At 67.1% G+C, this 13355-nt stretch carries 15 protein-coding genes; 10 read left to right on the plus strand and 5 right to left on the minus strand.

What is annotated here, in order from left to right:
• The first annotated feature begins 10 nt into the window (after positions 1–10).
• Together NMB40_RS02485 and NMB40_RS02490 are read left to right on the plus strand one after the other, a co-directional pair.
• On the plus strand, positions 11–781 hold the full coding sequence (locus tag NMB40_RS02485) for a DUF2306 domain-containing protein (RefSeq protein WP_494360026.1): 771 nt from the start codon (positions 11–13) through the stop codon (positions 779–781).
• A 64-nt stretch (positions 782–845) separates the two neighbouring features.
• Positions 846–1292: a nuclear transport factor 2 family protein gene (locus NMB40_RS02490; protein ID WP_494360027.1), complete on the plus strand. Its 447-nt coding sequence runs from the start codon at positions 846–848 to the stop codon at positions 1290–1292.
• A gap of 5 nt (positions 1293–1297) precedes the next feature.
• On the opposite strand, the gene NMB40_RS02495 is transcribed toward NMB40_RS02490, so the two are convergent.
• Positions 1298–1429, minus strand: coding sequence for a hypothetical protein (locus NMB40_RS02495; protein WP_494360028.1), 132 nt, complete (start codon positions 1427–1429; stop codon positions 1298–1300).
• A 131-nt stretch (positions 1430–1560) separates the two neighbouring features.
• Between NMB40_RS02495 and NMB40_RS02500 the strand changes: the two genes are divergently transcribed.
• The 5 genes from NMB40_RS02500 to NMB40_RS02520 all read left to right on the plus strand — a co-directional run bounded on the left by NMB40_RS02500 (position 1561) and on the right by NMB40_RS02520 (position 4996).
• The gene (locus tag NMB40_RS02500; RefSeq protein ID WP_494360029.1) at positions 1561–2277 is read left to right on the plus strand and encodes a hypothetical protein; all 717 of its coding nucleotides are present in this window, start codon (positions 1561–1563) and stop codon (positions 2275–2277) included.
• Between the two features lie 65 nt (positions 2278–2342).
• Positions 2343–2672, plus strand: coding sequence for a hypothetical protein (locus NMB40_RS02505; protein WP_494360030.1), 330 nt, complete (start codon positions 2343–2345; stop codon positions 2670–2672).
• Between the two features lie 46 nt (positions 2673–2718).
• Entirely contained in the window at positions 2719–3099 is a 381-nt protein-coding gene (locus tag NMB40_RS02510; RefSeq protein WP_489990049.1) for a YbjQ family protein, read from the plus strand.
• 87 nt (positions 3100–3186) lie between these two features.
• A complete protein-coding gene (locus NMB40_RS02515; protein ID WP_494360031.1) occupies positions 3187–4068 on the plus strand; it encodes an SDR family NAD(P)-dependent oxidoreductase in 882 nt (293 codons plus the stop codon).
• A gap of 49 nt (positions 4069–4117) precedes the next feature.
• Positions 4118–4996 (plus strand): LysR family transcriptional regulator, encoded by an 879-nt coding sequence (locus NMB40_RS02520; protein ID WP_494360032.1) that lies wholly within the window; start codon positions 4118–4120, stop codon positions 4994–4996.
• Here the strand turns inward: NMB40_RS02520 and NMB40_RS02525 are convergent, their stop codons facing one another.
• The 3 genes from NMB40_RS02525 to NMB40_RS02535 form a co-directional block, all read right to left on the minus strand.
• The gene (locus NMB40_RS02525; RefSeq protein ID WP_494360033.1) at positions 4997–5155 is read right to left on the minus strand and encodes a hypothetical protein; all 159 of its coding nucleotides are present in this window, start codon (positions 5153–5155) and stop codon (positions 4997–4999) included.
• Entirely contained in the window at positions 5152–6288 is a 1137-nt protein-coding gene (locus NMB40_RS02530) for a PepSY-associated TM helix domain-containing protein (RefSeq protein WP_494360034.1), read from the minus strand. The genes NMB40_RS02525 and NMB40_RS02530 overlap by 4 nt, the downstream gene beginning before the upstream one ends.
• Before the next feature lie 66 nt (positions 6289–6354).
• Positions 6355–8445, minus strand: coding sequence for a TonB-dependent siderophore receptor (locus tag NMB40_RS02535; RefSeq protein WP_494360035.1), 2091 nt, complete (start codon positions 8443–8445; stop codon positions 6355–6357).
• Positions 8446–8625: 180 nt separating this feature from the next.
• Here NMB40_RS02535 and NMB40_RS02540 point away from each other — a divergent pair, with 180 nt between their 5' ends.
• From NMB40_RS02540 to NMB40_RS02550, 3 genes are all read left to right on the plus strand, one after another.
• Entirely contained in the window at positions 8626–8844 is a 219-nt protein-coding gene (locus tag NMB40_RS02540; RefSeq protein ID WP_249833851.1) for a hypothetical protein, read from the plus strand.
• A gap of 115 nt (positions 8845–8959) precedes the next feature.
• Entirely contained in the window at positions 8960–9937 is a 978-nt protein-coding gene (locus tag NMB40_RS02545) for an Lnb N-terminal periplasmic domain-containing protein (protein ID WP_494361026.1), read from the plus strand.
• Positions 9934–11865: an esterase/lipase family protein gene (locus NMB40_RS02550; RefSeq protein WP_494360036.1), complete on the plus strand. Its 1932-nt coding sequence runs from the start codon at positions 9934–9936 to the stop codon at positions 11863–11865. Before NMB40_RS02545 ends, NMB40_RS02550 begins: the two co-directional genes overlap by 4 nt.
• Before the next feature lie 118 nt (positions 11866–11983).
• Here the strand turns inward: NMB40_RS02550 and NMB40_RS02555 are convergent, their stop codons facing one another.
• The gene (locus NMB40_RS02555; RefSeq protein ID WP_448142145.1) at positions 11984–13342 is read right to left on the minus strand and encodes an MFS transporter; all 1359 of its coding nucleotides are present in this window, start codon (positions 13340–13342) and stop codon (positions 11984–11986) included.
• Between the last annotated feature and the right edge of the window lie 13 nt (positions 13343–13355).

Raw genomic sequence — 13355 nt, forward strand, 5'->3', positions numbered from 1 at the left:
GTTGAGAGCCATGTTCATGGTCGTCACCTGGCTGATCATCGTGGTGGTATCAGCCGAATTCCTGCTGGCGGCCTATGCAAACTACGGGCTTCTGGACAGCCCCGCGTACGGCCGCTTCGTGGATCGCCACGGCTGGCTATGGCTGCATCTGGCCGGTGGCGTGGTGGCCATCGTGACCGGGCCGATCCAGCTGCTGGCGCGCTGGTGGTGGGAACGTCCTGCACTGCACCGGCGGGTTGGGTATCTCTATTTCGGTGGAGTCCTCACGGCCAGCGCAGCCGCCGCCGGATTGATCGCCACCACCCCCGCACCGCTTTCCATCAAGATTGGTTTTGCCGGTACGGCCCTGGCGTGGTTGACCACCGCGCTGTTGGCCATGAGGGCAATCCACCGCGGACGTGTGGAGCGGCACAGGACGTGGATGATCCGCAACTACGCGGTGACCTTGGCGCCTGTCCTGTTCCGCTTGATGTTGCCCGTGGCCATTGCCTCAGGTCTGGCGCCGGGCGGGGCACTCATCTCGTGCCTGCTGTGGGCAAGCTGGCTGTTGCCCCTCGTCATGTTGGAAGTATTCCGGCGACTGGTCCTGGCTGCTACGCCTTCGCCCTACCGTTGGAGGACTGCCATCAGGCAGCACCTGCCTTGGTTCCTGATCAACCTGGGTTTCGCGGGTAAAGGCAGGGATTGCGAGGCGCATGGTGGCGCGCATTCCTGGTACAACGTCGACGGCACAACCTGCGGGTGTTATCACTGCAAGGTGGTCCGACCTGGCGCGCCGTAGCGGCATCGATCCAATCGTTGGACGCGTCACCTGTTGACTACCTTGTCACTCTCTTGGGGATTCCATGTCCGCACTTGCCCTGCTGTTTGCTGCTGCCGCCACCGCAAACACCCCGGCGGCACCCGACGCCGCCACCATAGCCGCCATCGAGGCGACCTGCTTTGACTATGTGGATGGCCAGCTGGAAGCCGATCCCCAGCGGGTAGCGCGGTCATTGCACCCAGACCTGGCCAAGCGGATGGTGCTGGGCGAAACCCCGGACGAGCGGCTTGGCCTGCGCCGCATGAGCAAGGAAGAACTGGTGGGCCTGACCCGCCAGGGCGCGCTGAAGACGCCCAAGGCGGAGTGGGACCGTACCTGCCGCGTGCTGGACGTTACCGGCAATGCGGCCTCGGTGCGGCTGGAGACGCCCTGGTTCGTGGACTACTTCCACATGGGTCGTTTCGGTGAGCGCTGGATCATCGTCAACGCGCTGTGGTACTCCAAGCCCGCCGTCGAACGTGGGGGCTGACAGGATCAGTCGCTGCCCAGCATCTTTGCCAGCGCGGCGGTCACCCGCCGTTTCACCGCGGGTGGCATGCGCCGGTTGGCGATGTAGTCATGGGCCCAGAGCCCGTCGGACGCCAGTCGCACGATGAAGTCGGCCATGGCCTGGCATCGTCCGGACCAAGGGGGTTCTTGTTCATTTTTGCCGCGCTCCTTAAGCTTCCGACAGCAACACGCACATCAGCACGGAGCGCAACGCAGCCCTGCCACGCGCCACCGGTCCAGGGGGGACCATGTACTCAACGGAATTCTTCGTAGCCCGTTTCCAGGAACTCGACACCGACGCGCTGGTGGAGAAGCTGGCGACGCAGGAGTTGACGGACGAGGCGCGCCAGGCCTTGACCCAGGTGCTGCGCGAACGCGGCAAATGGGGCGATGCGCTGGAGGGCGAGCTGCACCTGTCACGGCGGAACCAACACCTGAAGACCGGCGTGGACAATCGCTGCGATTTCTGTGGGAAGTCCCTGCTTACCGGGGCGTTCGCCATGGAGGGGCAGAAGTTCTGCGGCATCGACTGCTTCCACACCTCGCGTCTGCGCATGGTGGGCGAAGACATCAGCGACGAACGCGCCGCAGCGCATGCACGTGCGCTCAAGGCCGGCAGCTGCCCGCGATGCGGCAGATCACACCAGCAGCCTGACATGCACAGCGCACATTATATTGCATCGATGGTTTTTGTTGTCACGACCAGCACCGAGACAACGTTCTCGTGCCGTGCCTGCGCCAACCGCAGCAACCTCTGGGCCATGCTCTCCTGCGCCACGCTCGGCTGGTGGAGCTTGGCGGGAATTTTCGCCACGCCGTATCGGGTGCTCTGGAATGCCAGTGAAATGCTGCGTCGCAAGCCTGCGCCGGAGCCGTCACCCGCAATGCTGGACTGGGCGCGTATGGCTCTGGCAGATATTGAGTTGAAGGCAACAGGTGCGGGTCGTTACGGGCTGCGGGCGTGAGTCCTCGGCATCGAATGGTTGCGACGTGCTTGTTCGCAGCGTTTTCCTGCGCTCCGCTCACTGCGTTGGCGACCAACTACACCGGTGTACTGACCACCGCGATTGGCATTCCTTTGCTTTTCATCGCAGCAGGTTTGTTACTGACCCTGCTGGTTGTGCGCACGCAGCCGCGCTCATGGCTCACATGGCTGGCTACGATCCTTGCAGCGGCACTGCTGCTGGCAGGCGTGTGGGTATTCGAGATCGATACGTGGCGGCTCTGGCCCTACGCCAATGACAGCCAACGCGTGGCCAAGGGAACAGCGGTGGGCGTGTACTGCATGCTTTGGTTGGCGGTACTGGTTCAGACATGCCTCCTTTGGATCCTCGGCGCGCGACGGCCACAGGCGCATTAACCCTTCCGACCATCCGGGGCGGACCGCCCCTGGCAACGAGGCAACCATGGCAGACCCCTACAACAGCGCCGCACGCCCGCCGACCGGGCCCCGTCTTGACGACTCGATGGTGACCACGGCGTTTGAGCTGCCCGGCTTCCGGGTCGCGCGAAACCTCGGCGTGGTGCGCGGCATCACCGTGCGTTCGCGCTCCATCGTCGGCAACTTCCTGGGCGGCATCCAGACGCTGTTCGGCGGCAACATCACCATCTATACCGAGCTGTGCGAGCAGGCGCGCGAGGAGACCTACCGCGACATGGCCAAGCATGCCCGGATGCTGGGGGCCAACGCGATCATCGGGATGCGCTACGACGCCACCGACATCATGACCGGGCTGACCGAAGTGCTGTGCTATGGCACGGCCGTGGTGGTCGAACCGCTGCGGTGATTCGTTTGAGAGCGATACGCGGTTTGTATCGTGGACTGCTGCAGGGAGTATTGGCGCTGCGTGTGCCGTCAGCACGATCCTGTGCGGATGCAGACGCACGACGATGTTTCATTTGAAGGGCAGGTTGGGCTGGTTACCGGTGCAGCCAGCGGATTGGGCTTGGCCTACAGCCGGCTGTTGGCCCGGCGCGGGGCCCAGGTGGTCATGCATGACGTTGGCGCCGGGCTGGATGGAAACGGGCAGGACCCGCGCCGGATCGATGCGACCGTGGCGCTGCTGCGCGGTACCGGGCTGGAGGTGCATGCCGCGCACGCGGCGATCGACCAGCGCGATGGCTGCCGCGCGCTGGTCGCCGACATCATTGCCCGTCATGGCCGGATCGACTTCATCATCCACAACGCGGGGTGGGTGGAGTACCAGCAGATCGATGCGCTGGAGGAGGATCGCTTCGACCACATGATGACCATCGCGGCCAAGGCGCCGCTGTGGCTGGCCGAGGCGGCGTGGCCCTCGATGCAGGCCAACCACCATGGCCGCATCGTGCTGACAACCTCCGACCGCGCGCTGTATCCGCAGTACGTGCAGAAGGGGTTGGCCGCGTATGCCGCCGCAAAGATGGCGGCGGTGGGCATCGTCAACGTGCTGGCCGCCGAAGGCGCACCGCACAACATCATGGTCAATGCCATCTCGCCGGTGGCCAAGACCCGCATGTGGGGCGTGGAAGGCGAGCCGGATGAGCTGCACCCGGATGCGGTGGCGCCCGGCGTTGCCTTCCTTGCATCAGCGGCCTGCAGCGATGGCGGCTGGATCCTGCGCGCCAGCAACGGCCAGTTCCACGCAACCCGCAGCGTGGAGGCCGACGATGTGGCCTACCCGCGTGACCTGCGCGCCACGTCTGCGGAAAGCATCGAAGACATTGCCGCGCAGTGGTCGCGCATCGCGCAGCCCACGGTGGAACCCCGCAGGTAGTCACCGGCACGGCATACTGGCGGGGTTTCCGTCCAGCGCATGCATGCCCATGGTTGATCTCCGCCTGCTTCGCCAGTTTGTCGCCGTGGCAGAAGAGCTGCATTTCCACCGCGCCGCCGCGCGCCTGCACATGTCGCAGCCACCGCTGACGGCGGCCATCCGCAAGCTGGAAGACGAGATCGGCAGCGAGCTGATCCAGCGCGGCAACCGTACGCTTGGGCTCACCGCTGCAGGGGCGATGCTGCTGGCCGAAGCGCGCCTGCTGCTGCAGCAGGCCGACCACGCGCTGACCGCCACCCGTGATGCGGCGGCAGGGCGCACCGGTACCGTGCGGCTGGGCTATGTGGGCAGCGCGCTGTACGGGCGCCTGCCCGGGGTGATTCGCCGCTTCCGCCAAACCAGCCCGCACGTTCGCCTGGAGCTGATCGAAGCCACCTCCGCACGTCAGATCCAGATGTTGCGCGAGCAGCGGATCGACGTGGGCGTGGTGATTCCGCCAGTGTTCGAGGCCGACGACATGCGGCTGCAGGCGTTCGACCGGGACCACCTGTCGATCGCCCTGCCGCGCGCGCATCCGCTTGCACAGCGGGAGCACTTGACCATTGCGGCGCTGGCGGATGAACCGTTCGTGCTGTGGCCGGCGCGCGAGGGCAGGGGGTTCCACTCACAGGTGGTGCGCCTGTGCGCGGCGGCAGGATTCACCCCGCAGGTGGTGCAGGAGGCGCACGGCATGCATGCGGTGCTGTCGCTGGTAGCCGTGGAGGCGGGCATCTCGGTGGTACCCGCCAGCATGGCCGGGTTCCGCGATGACGAGGTGGTGTATCGCCCGATCAGCGGCGATGAAGCCGCGTTCGAGCTGCAGCTGTGCCTGCGCGCGGGTGAGGCATCACCGGCGGTAGTGAACTTCGCCCGGAACGTGGCCGGCTGATCAGCGCGTGCGCTTCACCCACCCACGCACCACCAGCCCGATCAGTGCGGCGAAGATCACCCACGACACCACATCGAACACACCGTCCCCGATCAGCGCGCTGACCAGGCCGAGCACGCTGGCGGCGGCGATCCAGGCAGGCGCTTTGAACGGACTCATGCGGCACCCCCGGTCTTTTCCGCGCGCTCGATCTCGGTTACCCGCGCTTCGGTGCTGCCGCGCTTGAACCACAGGTACAGGCCGCTCACCAGCACTGCGATGGTGAGCAGGTCCAGCAGCGCCCACAGGATCTTCAGCGGCAGCTTGCCGTAGTCGCCGAAGTGCAGCGGCTGGCTGAGCAGCAGCACGCTCATGTAGGTGGGCAGCTGCGGCCGGGCGGTGAGTTCGCCGCTGGTCGCATCGATCAGCACCGGGCGGTACAGGCGTTCGGTGAGGGGAGTGTTGCCCTGCATGAACACGCCATAGTGGTGGTCGCCGCTGTAGCCGGTGCCGGGGAAGCTGACGAACGCCGGGCGCATGCCGGGTTCGGCGGCGCGCGCGGTGTCCACCGCGGCCTGCAGCGAGGCCAGCGTGGTCGGGCGCGGCTGGCCGGCGTAACGCGCGGCGAACTCGCCCAGCTGCTGGCTCTGCCAGGCGGTTTCAAGTGGCTTCGCAATCGTGTTGATGGCGCCGGTGATGCCCACCACCAGCGCCCAGCCCAGGGTGACCACGCCGATCACGTTGTGCAGGTCCAGCCAGGCCAGCCGGCGGCTGCGCCCGGTGCGCAGGGTGCCGAAGCGCTGGCGGCGCATGAAGGGGCCGTACAGGACCAGGCCGGAGATGATCGCCACGGCGAACAGCAGGCCCATCGCGCCCATGAACAGCATGCCGGGCAGGCCGAGGAACAGGTCGGTATGCAGGCGGTACAGGAAGTACATCACCCCTTCGTTGAACTGCGGCGCGGGCAGCACCTCGCCGCTGCTGGCATCGAGCAGCGCGGTCTTCATCTGTGGCGGCGGCGTGGCCGCCTCGGTACCGGTGTTGACGTACACCGTATGGCCTTCCCAGTCCCAGCCCACGAACAGCGGCACGTTGCCCGGGTACTGCGCCACGGCGGTGCGCACCTGTTCGTCCAGGTTGCGATGCGCGGCCTGCGGCTGCGGGTTGTCCACGTGCGGTTCGCTGAGGTGGGCGATCTCCTCGCCGAACACCAGGGGCAGGCCGGTCACGCACAACAGCAGCAGGAAGAGCGTGCAGACCAGGCTGGTCCACTTGTGGACCAGGAACCAGGCTTTGATGGTGGAACGTTGCATTGAATTCTCTGGCGGCGGCTGGAGAGGGTACGAGCGCGGTAGTGCCGGGCCATGCCCGGCAAACCGTCAGAAGCGATAGGAAATCGTGCCGGTCACCGTGCGCGGGTTGCCGGTGAAGCAGTCCCCGAAATTGCGGCACGGGGCGAAGTACTTCTTGTCGCTCAGGTTGGTGATGTTCAGCGCCATCGTCCAGTCGGTGACCTGCACTTCGGCCAGCGCGTCCACCAGCGTGTAGCTGGGTGTGCGGATGAAACCGCCGTAGCCCAGCGACTGGGTGTTGCCCACGTAACGGCCACCGATGCCCAGGCGCAGGCGTGCGTCGTCGACCAGGTGGAAGGCCTTGCCCAGCCACACCGAGGCCAGCTCCTGCGGGGTGTCGTTGAGGCGCTGGTTTACTTCCATGGCGAAGTTGCTCTTGGTCACTTCGGCCTTGTTGCGCGAGTACGCGGCGGTGAGGGTGATGTCGTGCGCGAACTGGAACTGGCCCTCGACTTCCACGCCCTTCGATTCGATCTCACCGGTCTGGATCACGTTCAACACGTTGTCCGGATCGTTGGTCTGGCGGTTGGTTTCGGTGATGCGGTAGGCCGCCAGGGTCACCAGCATGTTCGACGCCGGCTGCCACTTGATGCCGCCTTCCCACTGGTCGCCCTGCATCGGCTTGAACGCACGGCCGTACAGGTCCTGGCCGGTCACCGGCAGGAAAGACTCGCTGTAGCTGATGTACGGCGAGAATCCCGCGCCAATCTCGCCGATCAGGCCGGCGCGGTAGGTGGTGGCGTTGTCGGTCTGGCTGGGCAGGCCTTCGGTCTTGCTGCGCGCATGGTCGCGGCGTGCGCCCAGCACCAGCGAGACGCGGTCGGCCCAGCGGATCTGGTCCTGCAGGTACACGCCCAGCTGGGTGGTCTGCTGGTCGGGCAGGCGGTCCCAGCCGTTGATGGTCACGCCTGTGGAGATCGGGTTGTAGATGTCGATCGGGGTCGGGGTGGCATCCAGGTTGTACGACTTCTCGCGGTAATCGCTGTAGTCCACGCCGGCCAGCAGCAGGTGCTGGAACGCGCCGGTGGCGAAGTCGAACTGCACTGCGTTGTCGCTGGTCAGCGAACGCACGTCCGGGCGCACGCCGTAGGCGTTGCGGTTGAGCACGCGCTTGTCGGCATCGATGAACGGGTCCAGCGGATTGGAATAGGTGTCCGGGTACAGTTCGCGGAATTCGGTCTTGCCGTCCAGGTAGCGCACGGCCGAGCGCAGGCTGATGCTGTCGCTGAAGCTGTGGTCGAACAGGGCGGTCACGCTGTACACGCGCGAATCGAGTTTGTCGAAATCGCGGTCGCCCAGGAACGTCGACGGATCCAGGCGCGGCGAACCGGCCGGTGCATTGAGCGTCGCCACCACCGGCAGGAACTGCTGGCTGGAGGCGGTCTTGTCGTGCTGGTAGCTGGCCAGCACGGTCAGGGTGCTGCGCTCGCCCTGCCAGCGGATCGACGGCGCCAGGTACACGCGGTCATCGTCGATGTAGTCGGTCTGCATGCCGGATTCGCGCACCAGCCCGACGAAGCGACCGGCGAGGGTGCCGGCCTCGTTCAGGGTGCCGGCCACGTCGCCCTGGAACTGCCTGCGGTCGAAGTTGCCCAGCTGCACGGCCACTTCACCGCCCAGGTCGCCGAAGGTCGGGCGCTTGGTGATGGCATTGATGATGCCGCCGGTGGCACCGGCGCCGTACAGCACCGACGAGGGGCCGCGCAGCACTTCCACCCGCTCCAGGCCGTACACCTCGGTGCGTGCCAGCGGGTTGAAGCCGTAACTGCGGCGCAGGCCGTCCAGGTACTGCACCGGGTCCAGGCCGCGCACGGTGCTGCCATCGCTGCGGGTATCCAGACCGTAGGCATCGGCGGTCACGCCGGCGCTGTAGCGCAGGGTTTCCTGCAGGTTGCGGGCGCCGCGGTCGGTGAACAGCTCGCTGGTCACCACGCTGATCGCCTGCGGGGTCTGGGTGAGCGGGGTATCGGTCTTGGTGGCGGTGCTGGCGCGGTCGGCCACCACTCTCACCGCATCCAGGGTACGGGCGGTGCTGGTGTCCTGGGCGTGGGCCATGGCCGAGGCCAGCAGGGTGGGAACCAGCAGCAGCAAGGGCGAACGGCGCGACAGGGCAGGCATGACGGGGATCCCGGGGACTGAGGGCCCGGATTATCAGGAGGTGAGGATGCGAACGCAAATGAATCTCAGATACAAGCCCGTGGCGGTCGGCTTTCATCCCTTTGCCACATCCCCTGCACGACCCGTACGCGCCGCCGGTCTTAACGTAGTCCGTCCCCGCTTCCCCTCTGGAGACACGCCATGAATACCCTGCAGACAGCCGCCCGGGCGATGCGCAATGGCCTGGAGGAGATGGCGGCCCTGTTGGTGGGCGAGCGCGCCGAGGACCTGCGCCGTGACGATACCGCCGCGCCGGGGGTGGGCATTCCGATGCCGCGCCGCCTGCCGCTGCGGCGCGCCCTGCCGCGCGCCCGCAAGGGCATGGCGCCCTGGCAGAAAGTGGGCGCGCCGCGCCGCTGAGCGAACCTGAACAGGGAAACATGTCCCCCACACGGTGGTTATGGCTAACTAGCGCCCCGACCAACCGACGGAACGATGTGTGAAGACAGCAGGACGATGGGGGCTGGCCGTATTGATGCTGGTCGCAGCGCTGTGGGTGGCCGGGCTGCTGGCCTATCAACTTCCCGGGCCGAATTGGCTCAAGGGCGTGCTGCTGGCGGGGTGGGGCGCATTCGCGCTCACCACGGCCGTGGCCGTGGGACGCGCCCGTGCCGGGCGCTGGCCAGGCCCGCTGTTCGTGGCCGCGCTGGTGCTCTGCGGCGTCTGGTGGCTGCTGCTCAGCCCGCGCCAGGACCGGGTCTGGGCCGATGATGTCGCCCAGCGCCTGAAGGTGGTGGAGTTCGACGGTTCCCGGGTGGTGCTCGACAACGTGCGCAACTTCACCTGGCGCACCGATGACGACCACGACGTGCGCTGGGATCGCCGCGAATACGACCTGGACCAGCTGCGTTCGGCCGACCTGGTGCTGTCGTACTGGATGGGGCCGATGATCGCGCACACGCTGGTGTCGTTCGGGTTCGCCGACGGCCGCCAGCTGGTGTTCTCGCTGGAGATCCGCAAGGAGCGCGGCGAATCGTTCTCGGCGCTGGGCGGGTTCTTCCGCAAATTCGAGATGACCCTGGTGGCGGCCGAGGAAACCGACATCGTGCGGGTGCGCAGCAACGTGCGCGGCGAGGATGTGTACCTGTATCGCCTGAAGGGGATGACCCGCGAGCAGCTCAAGGGCCTGTTCGTGTCCTACCTGGGCGAGGCGCGCAAGCTGGACGCGGCACCGGCGTTCTACAACACGCTGACCAGCAACTGCACCACTATCGTGTACGAGCTGGCCAAGCAGATCGCGCCGGGGTTGCCGCTGGACTACCGGCTGCTCGCCTCCGGCTATTTCGCCGAGTACGCGCGTGACCTGGGCGTGCTCACGCCCGGCGTGGACTTCGCCACGCTGAAGGCGCGCGGGCGCATCACCGATCGCGCGCGGGCGGCCGGTGATGATCCGCGCTTGTCGCAGCTGATCCGCGCCGGCGTGCCGGGCATCGACCCGGAGGTGACGCCATGAGCCGTCTCCTGCGCCGTGGCGTGCCCCTGCTGGCGGTGCTGCTGTCGCTGCTGCTCTCCAGCGGCTGCGCCATGGTCACCATGAAGCAGGTCTCGCCCACCGATTACCTGGCCAGCAAGCGCGGCGACGTGCTCACCTCCGGCAAGTTCAGCATGGCCTCGCAGGAAACGCTGAGCGTGATCGGGCTGGACGTGGCGCTGTGCGAAAAGGACGTGGCCGCCTGCGAAACGACACTGAGGGACACCCGCGACCTGCCCGAGGAACAGCGGCTCTCGACGCTGTCCGAGCTGTGGGTGAAGAACGCGCTGGCGCTGACCCCCAAGCCGAAGGACCGCGACAAGACCCCGATGTCCGACGCGGCGCTGGATGCGTGGCTGGAAGCAGCGCGGTATGCGTATGCCTACCTGTTCTTCAGTGGGCGCACGCCGTCGGACCGCGCGTTCGAAGACCGCCAGACCCAGGTGCGCGACTACTACAACTACGCCGCCGAGCAGACCGCCACGGTGGTGTTCAAGCGCAGCCGCGAAAGCGCGCTGGAAGGCGAGGACTACAACGCCGCGGTGGCGGGCGAGCGTTGGACGCTGACCTCGGACTTCGACGAGCTGCGCCTGACCAGCATTCCCACCACGATGGTGTCGGCGTCCTCGGTGAGTTTCGCCGGCCTGCGCAGTACCTATCGCCGCGACGGGTTCGGTGCCGAGCTGGTGGTGGTGATGGACCCGCCCAAGCTGATCGCCCCACTGGAAGGCGAGAAGGCCGAGATTCCGCAGTACAGCGAGATGTCGGCGATCAATGCCACCGCGCTGCTCCGCTTCAAGGGCGACACCCTGCAGCAGGTGCTGGATACCACCCAGGTGCTGTTCGACGTGTACTCGCCCGAGTCCACTGAAAGCGTGGACCTGCACGGTGAAAAAGTGCCGCTGGCCGGCAACTTCACCGCCGCCTACGGCATGTGGCTGGCCCAGTCCGGCTTTGCCACCCAGTCGCTGCGCACGCTGTTCGGGTTGAGCGAAGGCATTGCCGAACCGCACATGTACCTGATGCAGCCGTGGGATCCGGACCGCCGCATCATCTTCATGCTGCATGGGCTGGGCAGCAGCCCGGAAGCGTGGGTGAACGTGGCCAACGAGATCCTGGGCGACCCCGAGCTGCGCAGGCACTTCCAGGTGTGGCAGGTGTACTACCCGACCAATGCGCCGATCGCATTGAACCGCTATGAGATCGACCAGGCGTTCGACAACACGCTCCGGCATTTCGATCCGAAGGGCACCTCGCGTGCGTCGAAGGACATGGTGTTCATCGGCCACAGCATGGGCGGCGTGCTGGCCCGGCTGCTGGTCACCAGTTCCGGCGACACGTTGTGGAACCAGCTGCTGGCCAACTACGACCTGAAGGGTGAGCGGCTCAAGCGCGTGCAGGCCAAACTGGGCCCGCTGCTGCACTTCGATGCCGAACCGAACGTGGAGCGCGCCATCTTCATCGCCGCCCCCCACCAGGGCACCGATATCGCGGGCAACCGGGTAGGGCGCTTCATCGGGCGCCTGGTGCGCCTGCCGATCACCATCCTGGGCAAGTTCGAGGATGTGTTCCAGGCGCTGCAGCAATCGGAAGTGCAGTCGGCGCAGGCCACCAAGCTGCAGATCCCCAACAGCATCGACAACCTCAAGGCCACCGACCCGTTCGTGAAGGCGGCCGCCGCGCTGCCGATCATGCCGGGCCTGAAGTACCACTCGATCATCGCCCAGCGCAAACCCGAGGTGCCGCTGGAGAAGTCCGACGACGGCCTGGTGCCCTACTGGAGCGCGCACCTGCCTGGCGCGGTGTCGGAGAAGGTGATCATCTCCGGCCACAGCGTGCAGGAAACCCCGCAGGCAGTGCTCGAGATCCGGCGGATCCTCAGGGAAGATCTTGAGGAAGTGACGCCCTGACATGCCGCCTCGGTCGGCACCGCGCAGCCACGCAGGGCGTGGCTCTACGCGCGGGGCGCCGATCATCCGTAGAGCCACGCCCTGCGTGGCTGCGCGGCGCCGGATCAACCGACGACAATCAAACCCGCCGCGCCACCACCACGCTCGCGGCGGCCAGCAGCAACATGATCGCGAAGGTCTGCAGATAGCCCAGGGTCACATCCACCGACAGCATCAGGGCGAACAGCGAGCCGGAAATGGCCAGCGTGGTGGCCACGCCCAGCGCTTCGCTCAACTGCAGGGCGGATGTGTTCGCGCCCTGCTGCGCGGGCGGCGACAGCGACAGCGTCAGCACCGACAGGCTGGGGTAGATCAGCCCCATCCCCAGCCCGGTGAGGGTCCACCCCGCCAGCGCCAAGGCCAGCGGCACGCCTGGCTGGATCGCCAGTGCGGTGCCGATGATGCCAGTGCACATCAGCAGCGCGCCGGCGGTGAGCAGTTGCCGGCGCGACAGCCCCTGGCCGCCATGACCCTGGAACCATGAGCCGCTGAACCAGCCCAGCGCGCCCAGGCTCAACGCCACCCCGGCCAGCAGCGGGCTGAGGCCACGCTCGCGCTGCAGCAGCAGCGGCAGGAAGGCTTCGCAGCCAAAGAACGCAGACGCTGCAATACCGCGCAGGGCGATCACGCTGGGCAGGCCCCGGCGCAGGCGCAGGGTGCCGCGTGGCAGCAGCTTCCAGCTGCACAGCGCCAGCAGCGCCACTGCCGGCAGCAGCACCGCCAGTGCCGGCCAGCCGACCTGCTGGCCGCCCACGTACAGCAGCAGCGCGCCCACCGACGCACCGATCGCCCAGCGCACCACGCTGCCCTCCGAACGGGGCGCGGCAGCCAGCGCCGGCACCGCGCGCAGGGCGGGCCGCAGCAGCAGCGCGGCCGGAATGGCCAGCAACGGCACGCCCAGGAACACCCAGCGCCAGCCGGCGTGTTGCACGATCAGGCCGCTGATGGCCGGGCCGATCAGCGACGGCACCACCCAGCCTGCCGAGAACGCGGCAAAGACGCGTGGCCGCAGCACTTCGGGGAACGTGCGCCCGACCAGCACGTACAGCGAAACCGAAATGGCACCCGCGCCCAGCCCCTGCAGCAGCCGGCCGATCACCAGCACCGGCATGTGCTGGGCCAGCCCGGCCACCAGCAGGCCGGCGATGAAGCAGCACAGGCCCAGCCACAACGGCCGCGCCGGGCCGAGCCGGTCACTCCAGCGGCCCGCCAGCGTCATGCCGATCACGCTGGTGGCCAGTGTGCCGCCGAACGCCAGCGCGTACAGGCGCAGGCCGTCCAGCTCATGCGCCACGGTGGGCATGGCGGCGGCCACGGCGAGTGCCTCGAAGGCATGCAGCGATACCAGCGCGACCATGCCGATGGTGGTGGCGCGGTAGCGCGGCGAGAGGATCGACGTGGGCGCGTCGGCAGGCAGTGCAGCTACATCGGAAGACATGCGGATTCCAGGC

The sequence above is a fragment of the Stenotrophomonas sp. FBCC-B152 genome (assembly GCF_059134105.1).

Excerpts from the sequence above, each read along its gene's own strand:
- NMB40_RS02530 (WP_494360034.1), bottom strand. The coding sequence starts at position 6,288 with ATGCAACGTTCCACCATCAAAGCCTGGTTCCTGGTCCACAAGTGGACC.
- NMB40_RS02525 (WP_494360033.1), bottom strand. The coding sequence starts at position 5,155 with ATGAGTCCGTTCAAAGCGCCTGCCTGGATCGCCGCCGCCAGCGTGCTC.
- NMB40_RS02545 (WP_494361026.1), top strand. The coding sequence starts at position 8,960 with ATGCTGGTCGCAGCGCTGTGGGTGGCCGGGCTGCTGGCCTATCAACTT.
- NMB40_RS02500 (WP_494360029.1), top strand. The coding sequence starts at position 1,561 with ATGTACTCAACGGAATTCTTCGTAGCCCGTTTCCAGGAACTCGACACC.
- NMB40_RS02485 (WP_494360026.1), top strand. The coding sequence starts at position 11 with ATGTTCATGGTCGTCACCTGGCTGATCATCGTGGTGGTATCAGCCGAA.
- NMB40_RS02495 (WP_494360028.1), bottom strand. The coding sequence starts at position 1,429 with ATGGCCGACTTCATCGTGCGACTGGCGTCCGACGGGCTCTGGGCCCAT.
- NMB40_RS02515 (WP_494360031.1), top strand. The coding sequence starts at position 3,187 with ATGCAGACGCACGACGATGTTTCATTTGAAGGGCAGGTTGGGCTGGTT.
- NMB40_RS02535 (WP_494360035.1), bottom strand. The coding sequence starts at position 8,445 with ATGCCTGCCCTGTCGCGCCGTTCGCCCTTGCTGCTGCTGGTTCCCACC.
- NMB40_RS02510 (WP_489990049.1), top strand. The coding sequence starts at position 2,719 with ATGGCAGACCCCTACAACAGCGCCGCACGCCCGCCGACCGGGCCCCGT.
- NMB40_RS02520 (WP_494360032.1), top strand. The coding sequence starts at position 4,118 with ATGGTTGATCTCCGCCTGCTTCGCCAGTTTGTCGCCGTGGCAGAAGAG.
- NMB40_RS02555 (WP_448142145.1), bottom strand. The coding sequence starts at position 13,342 with ATGTCTTCCGATGTAGCTGCACTGCCTGCCGACGCGCCCACGTCGATC.
- NMB40_RS02550 (WP_494360036.1), top strand. The coding sequence starts at position 9,934 with ATGAGCCGTCTCCTGCGCCGTGGCGTGCCCCTGCTGGCGGTGCTGCTG.
- NMB40_RS02540 (WP_249833851.1), top strand. The coding sequence starts at position 8,626 with ATGAATACCCTGCAGACAGCCGCCCGGGCGATGCGCAATGGCCTGGAG.
- NMB40_RS02490 (WP_494360027.1), top strand. The coding sequence starts at position 846 with ATGTCCGCACTTGCCCTGCTGTTTGCTGCTGCCGCCACCGCAAACACC.